Below are 13,624 nucleotides of genomic sequence, written 5' to 3'. Positions count from 1 at the left end.
GGCCCCACGTATCGCCGCCTGCGTGCGACGCAGACGGAGCATCGGTGGGTCCAGTGCCTCTTGCGGCCCCCGGCCGCACCCGCTTCAGCCTCCGCGCGGGCGGAACTTGAGCGGCACCGCTTCGACCTGCCCCGGCTTCGCGCCGGCGGGTTTCTTCGGACCGCAGGCACCGCAGGTGCTGCAGCCGTCGGCGCAGTTGCCGGTGGCCTGCCTGGGCTGCAGGCGGCGGGCGAGCGCATGCGCCAGGCGCGAGCGGCCCGGCCGGGCCAGGCGGATCGAGGCGGCGGCGAACCAGCGGTTGGTCAGCTGCGGCGCCAGCTTGCACAACGCCAGCAGCGCGCTGGCCAGCACGATCAGGCCCACCACCACGTACTGCGCGAGCAGCCCGCCGCTCACGCCAGCGCGCTCGCGATGCGGTAGACCAGGAACGAGGCCGCGTAGGCCATCACGAACATGTAGCCGAACGAGATCGCCACGTTGCGCCAGGAATCGGTCTCGCGCTTGATCACCGCCAGCGTCGACATGCACTGCGGCGCATAGGCGAACCACACCAGCAGCGACAGCGCGCTGGCCAGCGGGACGTGCGAGGACAGCGCCGGACCCAGCGCGGCGTCGCCGCCCACCGCATAGACCGTGGCCAGCGCGGCCACCGCGGTCTCGCGCGCGGCGAAGGCGGGGATCAGCGCCAGGCTCATCTGCCAGTTGAAGCCGATCGGCGCGAACAGATGGGCGAGGACGTGGCCGAGATGGCCGGCGATGCTGTAGTCGATCGCCGGATCGGTGGCGCCCGCCGGCGGCGCGGGGAAGCTGGACAGCGCCCACATCAGCACGGTGAGCGCGAGAATCACGCCGGTCAGGCGCTTGAGAAAGATCATGCCGCGCTCGTACAGGCCGATCGCCACGTCGCGCGCCTTGGGCAGGCGGTAGGAGGGCAGCTCCATCAGCAGCGCGTGCTCGCTGCGATCGCGGCGAACCCGCTTGATCACCCAGCCGACCAGCATGGCGCCGGCGATGCCCGCCGCGTACAGCGCGAACAGCACCAGGCCCTGCAGGTTGAACACGCCCAGCACGCGGCGCGCGGGAATGAACGCGCCGATCAGCAGCGCGTACACCGGCAGCCGCGCCGAGCAGGTCATCAGGGGCGCGACCAGGATGGTGGCCAGGCGGTCGCGCGGATCGGTGATCGAGCGCGTGCCCATGATGCCGGGGATGGCGCAGGCGAAGCTGGACAACAGCGGGATGAACGAGCGCCCGGTCAGGCCCACCGAGACCATCAGGCGGTCGAGCAGGAAGGCCGCGCGCGGCAGGTAGCCCGACTCCTCCAGCGTGAGGATGAAGAAGAACAGCACCAGGATCTCGGGCAGGAAGCCCAGCACCGTGCCCAGGCCGCCGCACAGGCCATCGGTGACCAGGCCCTGCAGCGGGCCGGCCGGAAGCCACACGGCCAGGTGCCCGCCGAGCCAGCCGAAGCCGTCGCCGATCGCGTCCGTCATCGGCTTGCCCACCGAGTACACCGCCTGGAACACCAGGAACATCACCGCGGCGAGGATCGCCAGGCCGAACACCGGGTGCAGCGCCCAGCGGTCCAGCGCGTCGTCCAGCCGGTCGGTGGCGCGCGGCATCACCACGGTGGCGGCGAGCAGCTCGCGCACCTGCGCGTGCAGGTCGGCGCGGCTGGCAGGGTCATCGGCCTGCACGGGCGATGCGGCCGGCACCTCGCCGTCCACCCGCTCGACCAGCGCCTTCGCGCCGCCGCGCCTGACCGCGACGGTTTCCACCACCGGCAGGCCCAGCCGGCGCGACAGCTCAGGCACGTCGATCGCGATGCCGCGGCGGCGCGCGGCGTCCATCATGTTGAGCGCCAGCACCACCGGCCGGCCCAGCCGCTTCACTTCCAGCACGAAGCGCAGGTGCAGGCGCAGGTTGGTGGCGTCGGCCACGCAGACGATCAGGTCAGGCGGCGCCTCGCCCGGGTGGTTGCCTTCCAGCACGTCGCGGGTGATCCGCTCGTCGGGGCTCACGGCGTCGAAGCTGTAGGCGCCGGGCAGGTCCAGGATCTGCAGCATGCGGCCGGACGGCGCGGTAAAGCGCCCTTCCTTGCGCTCGACGGTGACGCCCGCGTAGTTGGCCACCTTCTGCCGACCGCCGGTGAGCTGGTTGAACAGCGCCGTCTTGCCGCAGTTGGGGTTGCCGACCAGGGCGATGCGCAGGCTGTCCGCGCTCATGCGGCCTGCGCCTTCACCACCACCCGCGCCGCTTCGCTGCGGCGCAGGGCGAAGCGGGTCGAGCCGATCTGGATCAGCAAGGGATCGGCGCCCAGCGGCCCCCGGGCGACCACCCGCACCGGCTCGCCATCGACGAAGCCCAGGTCGCGCAGGCGCTGCGCGATGGAATCGTCGGCGTGCGCGTCGTCCACGCGATCGACCACGGCGGGCGAACCTTTGGGCAAATCGGAGAGGCGCACGATGGAAGGCAAGAAATAAGAATGGTTCGCATTATACGGCAAAGGTGAGTAGCGCACAGGGCAGGTTTGTCGCAGGGGCGACCTGCCCTCACGCCCCACCCCGCTAAACTTCCCGTTTTCCGCAAGGAGCCCGGCATGCCCGCCATTCTCGTCACCGACCGCGACGGCGTCCGCCGGATCGCACTCGACCGCCCGGACGTGCACAACGCCTTCGACGACGCGCTGATCGCCGAACTGACCGCCGCCCTGGTCGACGCCGGCCAGGACAGCGCCGTGCGCGCGCTGGTGCTTACCGGCACCGGCGCCAGCTTCTCCGCCGGCGCCGATCTGAACTGGATGCGCGGCATGGCGGCCGCCAGCGAGCAGGAGAATCGCGAAGACTCGCTGCGCCTGGCCGCGCTGGTGCGAACGCTGCAGTTCGTCCCGAAACCGACCATCGCCCGCGTCAACGGAGCCGCCTATGGCGGCGGCGTGGGCCTGGTCGCCGCCTGCGACATCGCCATCGGCGCCGAGCACGCCAGGTTCGGCCTGACCGAGGTGAAGCTCGGCCTGGTGCCAGCGGTGATCTCGCCCTACGTGGTGGCGGCCATCGGCGTGCGCCAGGCACGGCGGCTGTTCCTCACCGGCGAGACTTTCGATGCCGCCGAGGCCGGCCGCATCGGCCTGCTGCACCGCGTGGTGCCTGCCGAGGCGCTGGACGAAGCGGTCGACTTCACCCTCGCGCTGCTGGCCAAGGCCGGCCCGCAGGCGCAGCGCGAAGCCAAGCGGCTGGCGCTGCGCATGGCCGGCATCGACGAGGAGCGGGCCGGCCGGCTCGACGCCGAGAACGCCGAGCTGATCGCGCGGCTGCGCGTTTCGGACGAAGGCCAGGAAGGGCTGGGCGCGTTCCTGGACAAGCGCGCGCCTGGCTGGGCCGCGTAGGCCGCGCTACAGCCAACCCTTCTGCCGCGCCAGGCGGAACGCCTCGATGCGGTTGCCCGCGCCGAGCTTGCCGATGGCCTCGGACAGGTAGTTGCGCACGGTGCCGTGCGAGAGGTTCAGGCGCGTGGCGATGTCGCTGGCCGGGAGGCCCTCGCCGGCCAGCCGCAGTACCTGGCGTTCGCGGTCGTTGAGCGGGTCGGCCTCGGTCCAGGCCTCGAGCGCGAGCTGCGGGTCGATCGCCCGTCCGCCGCGGTGCACCGTACGCAGCGCCTCGGCCAGGTTCTCCGCCGGCGCGTCCTTGAGCAGGTAGCCGGAGACGCCCGCGTCCAGCGCGCGGCGCAAAAAGCCGGGACGGGCGAAGGTGGTCACGATGATCACCTTCATCGGCAGCTCGTGGCGCTGGATGCGCTGGGCCAGCTCCAGCCCGGTCAGCCCGGGCATCTCGATGTCGGTGACCAGCACGTCGGGCTTGAACTTCTGCAGGTCGCGCCAGGCCGCCTCGCCGTCGGCGGCCGAACCGAGCACCTCGATGTCGCTTTCCAGGTTGAGCAGCGCCGAGAGTGCGCCGCGCACCATCGCCTGGTCTTCGGCCAGCAGCACGCGGATCATGCGGCGCTCCCGGCAACGGGCAGGCCGGAGACGGCCGCGGATACCGGCGCACGCGGCAGCGGCACGTGCAGGGAAAGCACGGTGCCGCGCCGCAGCGGCGAATCGATCGACAGCGTGCCGCCCAGGGCGCGCACGCGCTCGCGCATGCCGCTCACGCCGTTGCCATGGGCGGCCAGCCCGCCGCGTCCGTTGTCGCCGATCTGCATGTCGATCCCGTGGTCCCCGATGGCGATGGCCACGCGGGCGCGGCTGGCGCGCGCGTGGCGGTGGATGTTGGTGACGGCTTCGCGCAGCACCAGCGCGAGCGGAGCCTCGATGTGCTCGGGCAGATCCGTGCGTGCCGGAAGCTCTCCCTCCAGCGCGACGCCACTGGCTTCCAGCATCAGCCGCGCCGAAACCAGTTCGGCCGCCAGGTCGCTGCGGCGCATGCCGGTCACCGCGGCGCGCACCTCGGTCAGCGCATGGCGCGCGACGCGCTCGACTTCCTCCATCTCGCGCTGCGCGCGCGCAGGCTCGGCCAGCGCCAGGCGCCTGGCCAGCTCGGACTTCAGCGCCACCAGCGACAGCGTATGCCCCAGCAGGTCGTGCAGGTCGCGGCCGATGCGCTCGCGCTCGGCCAGCGTGGCCAGCCGCCGCACGTCGGCCTGCGAGAGACGCAGCTCGGCGTCCTTGCGCACGCTATACATGTAGGCCACGTTGCTGAAGCCGCCGAACAGCCCCGCCATCACCACCCACAGGGCGGTGCTCAGCGTATCGCCGTACAGCCAGGCCTTGCCCAGCGCGAGCATGCCCATCACCGCCACGCCCGCCAGCCAGCGCCGCCAGGACGGCGAGAAGGCGAGCACCACGGCGCTCAGCAACAGCAGTACGAAACCGAACGGGTTGGCCAGCCACAGCGCCAGGCCGGTCCCCGCCATGCCGGCCACGTACCCTTCCAGGCGCCGCAGCGGCCCGAGGTAGACGCGCAAGTAGAAATAGACGAACAGCGGTACCGCGAGCAGCGTGGGCAGCACCCACCCGGTGGCGTGCGGCAGGGTCAGCGGCCCCTGGAACACCGCCACCAACGCGAACAACGACAGGCCCGCCTGCCAGCGCATGTACAGCGGCGAGCGCAGCTGGCCGAGCAGCGAATCGGCGCGCGGCGCGAACAACCGCATCATGGCTGCGCCTGTGCGGTCCAGGGGGCCGCCTGCACGAGCGCAGCCGGCGCGGGGACCGGCGCCGGAGCAGGCAGCGGCACCACCACGCGCAGGCGCGTGCCGTGCCCACGCCTGGAGTGGATCTGCAGGTGGCCCTCCAGCGCACGCGCCCGCTCGCGCATGCCGGTCAGGCCGTTGCCCTCTTCCTCCACGCCGCCGCAGCCATTGTCGGCGATGGTCAGGCACAGGCCGCCGTCGATGACCTCGAAGGACACCTGGGCCTGCGTGGCCGCGGCGTGTCGCGCGATGTTGGTGGCCGCCTCGCGCAGCACCAACGCCAGGGCGCGCTCGATTTCCACCGGCATGCACGGCGGCTGCCCGTAGTCCAGGTGCACGGCGGAGGACTCCAGCAGCAATCGCGCCGAGGCGAGCTCCGCCGCCAGGTCGGTGGCACGGATGCCGGTGACCGCACAGCGCACTTCGGCCAGCGCGTGGCGGGCCACTTTCTCGGCCTCGGCCACTTCGCGCCGGGCCGCCTCGGTGTCGCGGTCGAACAGCTTGCGCGAAAGTTCCAGCTTCAGGGTGATCAGCGACAGCGTGTGGCCGAGCAGGTCGTGCAGGTCGCGGCCGATACGCTCGCGCTCGGCGGTGGCGGCGAGCCGGCGCACCTCGTCGTGCGACAGCTTCAGGGCGGCGTCCTTCTCGTGCGCGATCCGCTCCACGTGCGTGACCAGGCCGATCGTCACCGTCATGAACGGGAACGCCACCAGCGCCTGCCACGGGTATCCGGCCTGCCAGGCGATCAGCACGAACAGCGCGTTCAGGCACAGCAGGCGCAGCAGGAACGGCGCAAGGCGGCGGCTGCTCAGGCTGCAGGACACGCAGCCATAGATGAAGTAGCTCACGCTGCCCGAGTAGAAGGGCGTCAGCGCGATGCCGAACATCGCCAGGCCCATGCCGTAGCGCGGCGAGGCGCTGCGCGAGACCAGCATGGACTTGGCGAACAGCAGCACGAACACCGGATAGGTCAGCAGCGTCAGCAGCGCCCAGTGCCAGCTGTAGCCGTGGTCGAACAAGGGCGTGATGAACACCCAGGCCGACCACAGCAGGTGCACGGACTCGGCCCAGGGCGACTTGCCCTGCTGCTGTATCTCGCTGACGCGCGATCCGGGCTGCGGCGAAAGCCAGGCAATGAAGCGGTTCATCGGACCTGAGTCCATGTTGCGGATCGCGACCATGCTACTTCAACCGAAGCGGCGCAACCGGCGTGCCGCAAGCAGCAGGAAGGCAACGGTGAAGCCCAGCAGCACCAGCACGTGCGGCAGCAGCGCATCCTGGCGCATGCCGACCGCCGCCAGCGCGAGGCGATCGAGATGGAAGCTCGGCCACATCGGCGCGGCCTGCTGCAGCGCCCTGGGCAGCATCGGCAGCGGGAACCACAGGCCGGAGAGGAAGGACATCGGCAGATAGATGAGGTTGAGCAGGCCCGGCGCGCCCTGCCCCTTGATCAGCGTGCCGACGAACATGCCCAGCGCGCAGAACGGCAGCACGCCGAGCACGCCGGTGGCCAGCAACGCGGCCGCCTGGCCCGGCGAAAGCGCCACGTGGGCCAGTCGCGAGAGCGCCAGCAGCAACAGCACGACGAATCCCGCCGCGGCCATCGCCATCAGCATCTTGCCCAGCAGGTAGGCACCCGGCGGCATCGGCAGCGCCCGCTTGAGCGTGAGCAGGCCGCCATCGCGTTCCATCGCCAGCGACACGCCGAAGCCGAACAGGCCCGGGCTCATCACCCCGAAGCTGGCGTAGCTGGCCAGCAGGTAGCGCGGGGCGTCGGCGCCGCCGCTCCTGGCCATCAGCACGCCGAAGACCAGGTAGAACATGCCGGGGAACAGGGTGATCGGCAGCATGAAGCCCGGCGCGCGCAGGTAGCGCAGGCATTCGCTGCGCGCCTCGGCGAGGTAGGCGCCCAGCACGCGGCCGGGCGACATCGTGCCGTTGTCGGCAGCGGCTTCCGGGGAAAGCAGGGTGATGTCCATGTCAGGCGGCCTCGCGCTGGTGGTCCGATGCCTCGGCGGCATCGCGGGTGAGTTCGGTGAACGCTTCGGCCAGCCCGGCGCGCTGCACTTCCAGCTCGCGCAGGTAGGCATCGTTCTGCAGCAGGCGCAGCACCACGACCTCGGCCGCGGCGGTGGTCACGTGCAGGCGGCCGTGCTCGCTGCGGACCTCGGCCACCTCCGGCCAGCCGCCCACGACCTGCGGATCGAGCGTGCTGATGCAGCGGACGCGGCGCATCGCCACGCGTGCGCGCAGCTCGTCCACCGTGCCTTCGTTGATCGCGCGTCCGTGCGCCATCACGCAGACGCGGGTGGCCAGCGCCTCGGCTTCCTCCAGGTAATGCGTGGTCAGCAGCACCGAACAGCCTTCGCCCACCAGCCGCCGGATCGCCGCCCACAATGCCTGGCGCGCTTGGATGTCCATGCCCACGGTCGGCTCGTCCAGGAACAGCAGTTGCGGCCGCCCGCACAGCGCGAGCGCGAACTGCACGCGCCGCTGCTGGCCGCCGGAAAGCTTGCCGTAGGGACGCTCGAGCAGATCGCCGATGCCCGCCAGCTCGGCGCTTTCCTGCAGCACGCGCGGGTTCGGGTAATAGCTGGCGGTCAGCCGCAGCAGTTCGCGCACGCGCAGGGTGAGCGGCAGCAACGCGTTCTGCAGCATCACGCCGATGTGGCGGCGGGCGGCGAGCTCCTGCGGATCGCGGCCGAACAGTTCGACCTGCCCCGCGTCCGCGCGATGCAGGCCCAGCAGCAGGCCGATGGCCGTGGTCTTGCCGGCGCCGTTGGGCCCGAGCAGCGCGAGCAGTTCGCCGCGGTGCAGCGAAAGATCCAGCCCGTCCAGCGCGGTCAGCGTCCCGTAGCGTTTCGCCGCGCCCCGCAGCCGCGCGACCGGTGTAGCAGACATGTCCATGCGAGCCTCCCTTGTGTGTCGCAAACGGTAGGCCCGGCGGGCGCCAACGCCCATTGGGCGGCGTCAGCCGGCGCAAGTGACAGCCGTCATGCGGGGTTACGGGCGGCGGGGCGGCACGCTATCCTTGGGCCTATCGTCCCGCCCGCAAAGCGCTTTTCAGCAAGCCATGACGGGCACCGCAGAACCGCACGGGCCGCCCCCGGCACGTGCCCGATTCACATGTCGGCCACGCCACCTGGGCGCCGGCCGGATTCGAGGAGGACCGCCATGGGTGTGATCGATCAGCTGCGCGAACTGCGCGAATTCGGCGGCAAGCCGCGTACCGTCGGGCTGGATGACGCCCACATCGAGCGCATGGCCGCCAGCTCGCCCGAGCTGGTGCAGGCGATCGGCGAGGCGCTGGCGCGCCATCGCGAGCTGCGCGCGGATCTGGGCGACTTCCTGAAGCTGGACGAATCCGAGCAACTGGCCAAGGCGCAGGCCGGCTACGTCAACTTCTACCCGGACGACGCGATCAACCCGTACCTGCCGGCTGCGGCCCGTGGCCCGTGGATCGTCACGCTCAAGGGCGCGGTGCTGCACGACAACGGCGGCTACGGCATGCTCGGCTTCGGCCACAACCACCCGGCGATCCTCGAGGCGCTCGCCACGCCGCAGGTGATGGCCAACGTGATGTCGCCCAGCGTCTCGCAGCTGCGCTTCACCCAGGCGATGGAAAAGGAACTGGGCCGCAGCCGCGGCGGCAACCCCTACCACCACTACCTGTGCCTCAATTCCGGTTCCGAAGCGGTGGGCCTGGCCTGCCGCATCGCGGACGTCAACGCCAAGCTGATGACCGACGCGGGCGGGCGCCATGCCAACCGCACGATCAAGCGCCTGTCGGTGCGCGGCGCCTTCCACGGCCGCACCGACAAGCCGGCGCTGTATTCGGACTCCAGCCGCAAGACCTACCTGCAGCACCTGGCCAGCTACCGTCACGAGGACACGCTGATCACCGTGGCGCCCTACGACGTGGCGCAGCTGCAAGCCGCCTTCGCCGAAGCCGACCGGCACGGCTGGTTCATCGAGGCGATGTTCCTGGAGCCGGTGATGGGCGAAGGCGATCCGGGCCGCGCGGTGACGCCGGAGTTCTACAAGGCCGCGCGCGAGCTGACCGCGGCGCACGGCACCCTGCTGCTGGTCGATTCGATCCAGGCCGGCCTGCGCGCGCACGGCGTGCTCTCGATCATCGACTACCCGGGCTTCGAGAACCTGCCGCCGCCGGACATGGAGACCTTCTCCAAGGCGCTCAACGCCGGCCAGTACCCGCTGTCGGTGCTGGCGGTGGGCGACCGCGCCGCCGGCCTGTACCGCAAGGGCATCTACGGCAACACCATGACCACCAACCCGCGCGCGCTGGACGTGGCGCTGGCCACGCTGGAGCTGCTTACCGACGAGGTGCGCGCCAACATCCGCGCCCGCGGCGAGGAGTTCGTGGCCAAGCTCAACAAGCTCAAGGACGAACTGGGCGGGCTGATCACCAAGGTGCAGGGCACCGGCCTGCTGTTCTCCTGCGAACTGGCGCCGCAGTTCAAGTGCTACGGCTCCGGTTCGACCGAGGAATACATGCGCGAGCACGGCGTGGGGGTGATCCACGGCGGCGTCAATTCGCTGCGCTTCACCCCGCACTTCGAAGTGACCAGCGCCGAGATCGACCTGGTGGTCGACCACGTGCGCCAGGCGCTGCTGAAGGGACCGCGCAAGCAGACCGCCTAAGCGGCCTGAACCGGCTTCGTGGGAAACCGAAGGCGCGCCGGCAACGGCGCGCCTTTTTGTCGTGGCTCGCGGGCCCGCTGCTACCGCCTTGACGCACCCGGGCATAGACTCGCGCGGCCGGCAACCGCCGGCCCTTCCGTGAGGTGCCGCCATGTCCAACCGTCCGAGCCTCGCCATCGCTGCCGCCATTCTGTTCGCCCTCGCCCCGGCGTTCGCCGCCACGCCGACCACCAAGCCGCTCACCCCGCAGCAACAGCGCATGTCCGCTTGCAGCAAGCAGACTGCCGGCAAGAAGGGAGACGAGCGCAAGGCCGCGATGAGCGCCTGCCTCAAGGGAACGCCCGCGCCTGCCGCAGCCGCCACCCCGCAGGAGCGCATGAAGAGTTGCAACGCCGACGCGAAGGCCAAGGCGCTTTCCGGCGACGCCCGCAAGGCCTTCATGAGCACCTGCCTGAAGAAGACTGCCGGCTGACCCGCCGCCGCGGGGTGCCATTCGATCGGGCACTCCGCTCGCGCGTAGGGCCTGCGCTAAGCTTGCCGGCCTCCAGCATGACGGCCGCGCCATGAAGATCGTCGAAGTCCGCCATCCGCTGATCCGCCACAAGCTCGGCCTGATGCGCCGCGCCGGCATCAGCACCAAGGAATTCCGCGAACTGGCCTCCGAAGTGGCCGCCCTGCTCACCTACGAGGCGACCAAGGATCTGGAGATCCTGGAGGACAGCATCGAGGGCTGGGCCGGCCCGGTGAAGGTGGAGCGCATCAAGGGCAAGAAGATCACCATCGTGCCGATCCTGCGTGCGGGCCTGGGGATGCTGCCGGGCGTGCTCGACCTGATTCCCTCGGCCAAGGTCAGCGTGGTCGGCGTGCAGCGCGACGAGGCCACGCTGGCGCCGGTGGCCTACTACGAAAAGCTCAGCGGCAGCATGCACGAGCGCACCGCGCTGATCGTCGACCCGATGCTCGCCACCGCCGGCACGCTGGTGGCCACGGTGGACATGCTCAAGGCCGCCGGATGCCGGCGCATCAAGGGGCTGTTCCTGGTCGCGGCTCCCGAGGGGCTGGCGCGGATCGAGGCTGCGCATCCGGACGTTGAGATCTACACCGCCTCGATCGACGAGCGGCTCAACGACAAGGGCTACATCCTGCCGGGGCTGGGTGACGCGGGCGACAAGATCTTCGGGACCAAGCAGTTGCCAGGCTGAGCCGGCCCCGCGTGCTGCGCAAGCTTCGTTCGAGTTAGAGGCGAGCCCCGGCCCCTCACCCTGCCCTCTCACCGAGAGGGAGCAGGGCGCGCCTGCGGCGGTCATCTAAAGCGGTCGGTCGCCTCGACGAGCTCGTGCGTGATGCCCGGCTCGAAGGCCGAGTGGCCGGCGTCCTGCACGATGCGCAGGTCCGCCTCGGGCCAGGCGCGATGCAGGTCCCAGGCGCTGCGGATCGGGCACACCACGTCGTAGCGCCCCTGCACGATCACCGTGGGGATGCGCCGGATGCGCCCGACGTTGCGCAGCAGCTGGTCGTCGTGCTCGAAGAAGCCGCCGTGCACGAAGTAGTGGCATTCGATCCGCGCGAAGGCCAGCGCGAACTCGTCCTCGCCGCTGCTGGCGATGTAGTCGGGATCCTGGTGGAGGAAGCTGGTGCCGGCCTCCCAGGTCGACCAGGCGCGCGCCGCGTCCAGCCGCGTCTTGGCATCGGCGCTGGTGAGGCGGCGGTGGTAGGCGCTCATCAGGTCGCCGCGCTCGGCTTCGGGAATGGCCGCCAGATAGGGCTCCCAGGCATCCGGATAGAGCGCGTCGCAGCCCTTCTGGTAGAACCACTCCAGCTCCCAGCGGCGCAGCATGAAGATGCCGCGCAGCACCAGCTCGGTCACCTTGTCCGGGTGCGTCTGCGCGTAGGCCAGCGCCAGGGTGGAGCCCCAGGAGCCGCCGAACACCTGCCAGCGCGCGATGCCCAGGTGCCCGCGCAGCCGCTCGATGTCGGCGACCAGGTCCCAGGTGGTGTTGTCGGTGAGTTCGGCGTGCGGCGTCGAGCGGCCGCACCCGCGCTGGTCGAACAGCACGATGCGATAGACGGCCGGGTCGAAGAAACGCCGGCAACGCGGGCTCGCGCCCGCGCCCGGTCCGCCGTGCAGGAACACCACCGGCTTGCCGTCGGGATTGCCGCTCTGCTCGTAGTAGATCGTGTGCAGGCCAGATACCGGCAGCATGCCGCTGTCGTAGGGCTCGATCTCCGGATAAAGCGTGCGGCGTTCCTGCGTCATGCCTGGGGTCTCCGTGGGGACGGTGAGCCGCCAAGGCTAGCACGCGTTTCCCGGCGCGCCGCGTGCCCTAATCGAACAGCTTGCCGGGATTGAGGATGCCGTTCGGATCGAAGGCGCCGCGCACGCCGCGCATGAGCGCGATCTCCGCGACGCTGCGGGTGCTGCCGAGGTAGGCACGCTTGACCAGGCCGATGCCGTGCTCGGCGGAAATGCTGCCGCCGTGCCGCTGCAATGCGTCGGCCAGCAACTGCGTCACCCGTTCGCAGCGGGCGAGGAACTCGGCCTGCGCCATGTCCTGCGGCGGCAGCACGTTGATGTGCAGGTTGCCGTCGCCGATGTGGCCGAACCAGACCACTTCCATCTGTGGATACTCGCGCGCGAGCAGCGCCTGCATCTCGTGCAGGAACGCCGGCATGGCGCCGATGCGCAGCGCGATGTCGTTCTTGTACGGCTTGCTTGGCGCCAGGCTCTCGGTGATGCCCTCGCGCAGGCGCCAGAGCATTGCCGCTTGCGCCTCGTTCTGCGCGATCACGCCGTCGCTGATCCAGCCCTCGCGCACGCCGCTCTCGAACGCCTGCAGTGCGGCGTGCTCGTCTCGCTCGTCCACCGCGTCGTACTCGGTGACCACGTAGTAGGGCTGGTCGCTGTCGATCGCGCGCTGCGCGCCGTGCGCCAGCACGTGGCGCAGCGCCACGTCGGTGAAGAACTCGAACGCCTGCAGCTTCAGCTGCGAGCGGAACAGCGCGAACACCCGCATCAGCGCATCCATGTGCGGCAAGGCCAGCAGCATGGTCTGCGCCGGCGGCGGCGGCTCGGTGAGCTTCAGCTGCGCGCCGACCACCACCCCCAGCGTGCCTTCCGAGCCGATCATCAGCTGGCGCAGGTCGTAGCCGCTGGAGTTCTTGACCAGGCCGCGGTTGAGTTCCAGCAGCTCGCCGTTGCCGGCCACCACCGTCAACCCGCCGATCCACTCGCGGGTGGTGCCGTAGCGGACCACCCGGATGCCGCCGGCGTTGGTGGCCACGTTGCCGCCGATGGTGCAGGAGCCGCGCGCGGCGAAATCGACCGGATAGAGCAGGCCGTGCGCGCGCGCCGCCTCGTGCACCGCGTGCAGCGTGATGCCGGCCTCGACCTCGAGCAGCCGGTCGGTGGCATCAAAGCCGAGCACGCGGTTCATCCGCTCCAGGCTCAGCACCAGCTCGCCGCGCGCCGCCACGGCGCCGCCGGACAGTCCGGTGCGCCCGCCGGAAGGGACCAGCGCGATCTGCCGGTCGTTCGCCCAGCGGACGATCGCCCGCACCTGATCCACCGAGACCGGCAACGCCACCGCCAGCGGCGCGGGGCCCCAGCGGCGGGTCCAGTCGCGCCCGTAGTGGATGAGGTCGGCCAGATCGGTGAGCAGGCGCAATCCCGGCGCGCGATCGGCCAGGTCGGTGAGGCGGGGGTCGGTCATGATGGCTCCGTGAGGAGTAAGCAGCCTGCCAGAGGGCCTGGACACGGTCCAGTGTTGCAGCG

General features: G+C 70.7%; 14 protein-coding genes. 4 read left to right on the top strand and 10 right to left on the bottom strand.

Translation table 11 applies throughout. The features are described 5' to 3' along the window. Window positions 1-84 precede the first annotated feature (84 nt). The 3 genes from VGU03_RS08895 to VGU03_RS08885 are packed head-to-tail and all read right to left on the bottom strand — an operon-like array spanning window position 85 to window position 2,464. On the bottom strand, window positions 85-396 hold the full coding sequence (locus VGU03_RS08895; RefSeq protein WP_327480033.1) for a DUF6587 family protein: 312 nt from the start codon (window positions 394-396) through the stop codon (window positions 85-87). Continuing rightward, a complete protein-coding gene (feoB, locus tag VGU03_RS08890) occupies window positions 393-2,225 on the bottom strand; it encodes a ferrous iron transporter B (RefSeq protein ID WP_327480032.1) in 1,833 nt (610 codons plus the stop codon). Before feoB ends, VGU03_RS08895 begins: the two co-directional genes overlap by 4 nt. Next, window positions 2,222-2,464, bottom strand: a complete 243-nt coding sequence (locus tag VGU03_RS08885) for a FeoA family protein (RefSeq protein WP_327480031.1) — start codon at window positions 2,462-2,464, stop codon at window positions 2,222-2,224. Before VGU03_RS08885 ends, feoB begins: the two co-directional genes overlap by 4 nt. 135 nt (window positions 2,465-2,599) lie before the next feature. On the opposite strand from VGU03_RS08885, the gene VGU03_RS08880 reads away from it, so the two are divergent. After that, window positions 2,600-3,385 carry an enoyl-CoA hydratase-related protein gene (locus VGU03_RS08880; protein WP_327480030.1) on the top strand — a complete coding sequence of 262 codons (786 nt, stop codon included), beginning with the start codon at window positions 2,600-2,602 and terminating at the stop codon, window positions 3,383-3,385. Between the two features lie 6 nt (window positions 3,386-3,391). On the opposite strand, the gene VGU03_RS08875 is transcribed toward VGU03_RS08880, so the two are convergent. From VGU03_RS08875 to VGU03_RS08855, 5 genes are read right to left on the bottom strand one after another with little or no spacing between them, the layout of a single operon-like run. Next, window positions 3,392-3,994: a response regulator transcription factor gene (locus VGU03_RS08875; RefSeq protein ID WP_327475657.1), complete on the bottom strand. Its 603-nt coding sequence runs from the start codon at window positions 3,992-3,994 to the stop codon at window positions 3,392-3,394. Continuing rightward, window positions 3,991-5,154, bottom strand: a complete 1,164-nt coding sequence (locus VGU03_RS08870) for a sensor histidine kinase (protein ID WP_327480029.1) — start codon at window positions 5,152-5,154, stop codon at window positions 3,991-3,993. Before VGU03_RS08870 ends, VGU03_RS08875 begins: the two co-directional genes overlap by 4 nt. Next, a complete protein-coding gene (locus VGU03_RS08865; RefSeq protein WP_327480028.1) occupies window positions 5,151-6,338 on the bottom strand; it encodes a sensor histidine kinase in 1,188 nt (395 codons plus the stop codon). Before VGU03_RS08865 ends, VGU03_RS08870 begins: the two co-directional genes overlap by 4 nt. 39 nt (window positions 6,339-6,377) lie before the next feature. Beyond that, complete coding sequence (locus VGU03_RS08860) at window positions 6,378-7,169, bottom strand: ABC transporter permease (RefSeq protein ID WP_327480027.1); 792 nt, start codon at window positions 7,167-7,169, stop codon at window positions 6,378-6,380. 1 nt (window position 7,170) lies between these two features. Continuing rightward, window positions 7,171-8,097: an ABC transporter ATP-binding protein gene (locus VGU03_RS08855; protein WP_327480026.1), complete on the bottom strand. Its 927-nt coding sequence runs from the start codon at window positions 8,095-8,097 to the stop codon at window positions 7,171-7,173. A gap of 267 nt (window positions 8,098-8,364) precedes the next feature. Between VGU03_RS08855 and VGU03_RS08850 the strand changes: the two genes are divergently transcribed. From VGU03_RS08850 to upp, 3 genes are all read left to right on the top strand, one after another. After that, window positions 8,365-9,852, top strand: coding sequence for an aminotransferase class III-fold pyridoxal phosphate-dependent enzyme (locus VGU03_RS08850; protein ID WP_327480025.1), 1,488 nt, complete (start codon window positions 8,365-8,367; stop codon window positions 9,850-9,852). Window positions 9,853-10,003: 151 nt separating this feature from the next. Then, window positions 10,004-10,324, top strand: a complete 321-nt coding sequence (locus tag VGU03_RS08845) for a PsiF family protein (protein WP_327480024.1) — start codon at window positions 10,004-10,006, stop codon at window positions 10,322-10,324. A gap of 91 nt (window positions 10,325-10,415) precedes the next feature. Then, window positions 10,416-11,054 (top strand): uracil phosphoribosyltransferase, encoded by a 639-nt coding sequence (upp, locus tag VGU03_RS08840; RefSeq protein ID WP_327480023.1) that lies wholly within the window; start codon window positions 10,416-10,418, stop codon window positions 11,052-11,054. 101 nt (window positions 11,055-11,155) lie between these two features. Here upp and pip read toward each other — a convergent pair whose 3' ends face one another. Next, window positions 11,156-12,109 carry a prolyl aminopeptidase gene (gene pip, locus VGU03_RS08835; protein ID WP_327480022.1) on the bottom strand — a complete coding sequence of 318 codons (954 nt, stop codon included), beginning with the start codon at window positions 12,107-12,109 and terminating at the stop codon, window positions 11,156-11,158. A gap of 67 nt (window positions 12,110-12,176) precedes the next feature. Next, the gene (locus VGU03_RS08830) at window positions 12,177-13,562 is read right to left on the bottom strand and encodes an FAD-binding oxidoreductase (RefSeq protein WP_327480021.1); all 1,386 of its coding nucleotides are present in this window, start codon (window positions 13,560-13,562) and stop codon (window positions 12,177-12,179) included. Between the last annotated feature and the right edge of the window lie 62 nt (window positions 13,563-13,624).

This window comes from Frateuria sp. (genome assembly GCF_035944355.1).
Taxonomy (GTDB): Bacteria; Pseudomonadota; Gammaproteobacteria; order Xanthomonadales; family Rhodanobacteraceae; genus Frateuria_A.
This window is presented reverse-complemented; position numbering and strand designations above follow the sequence as displayed.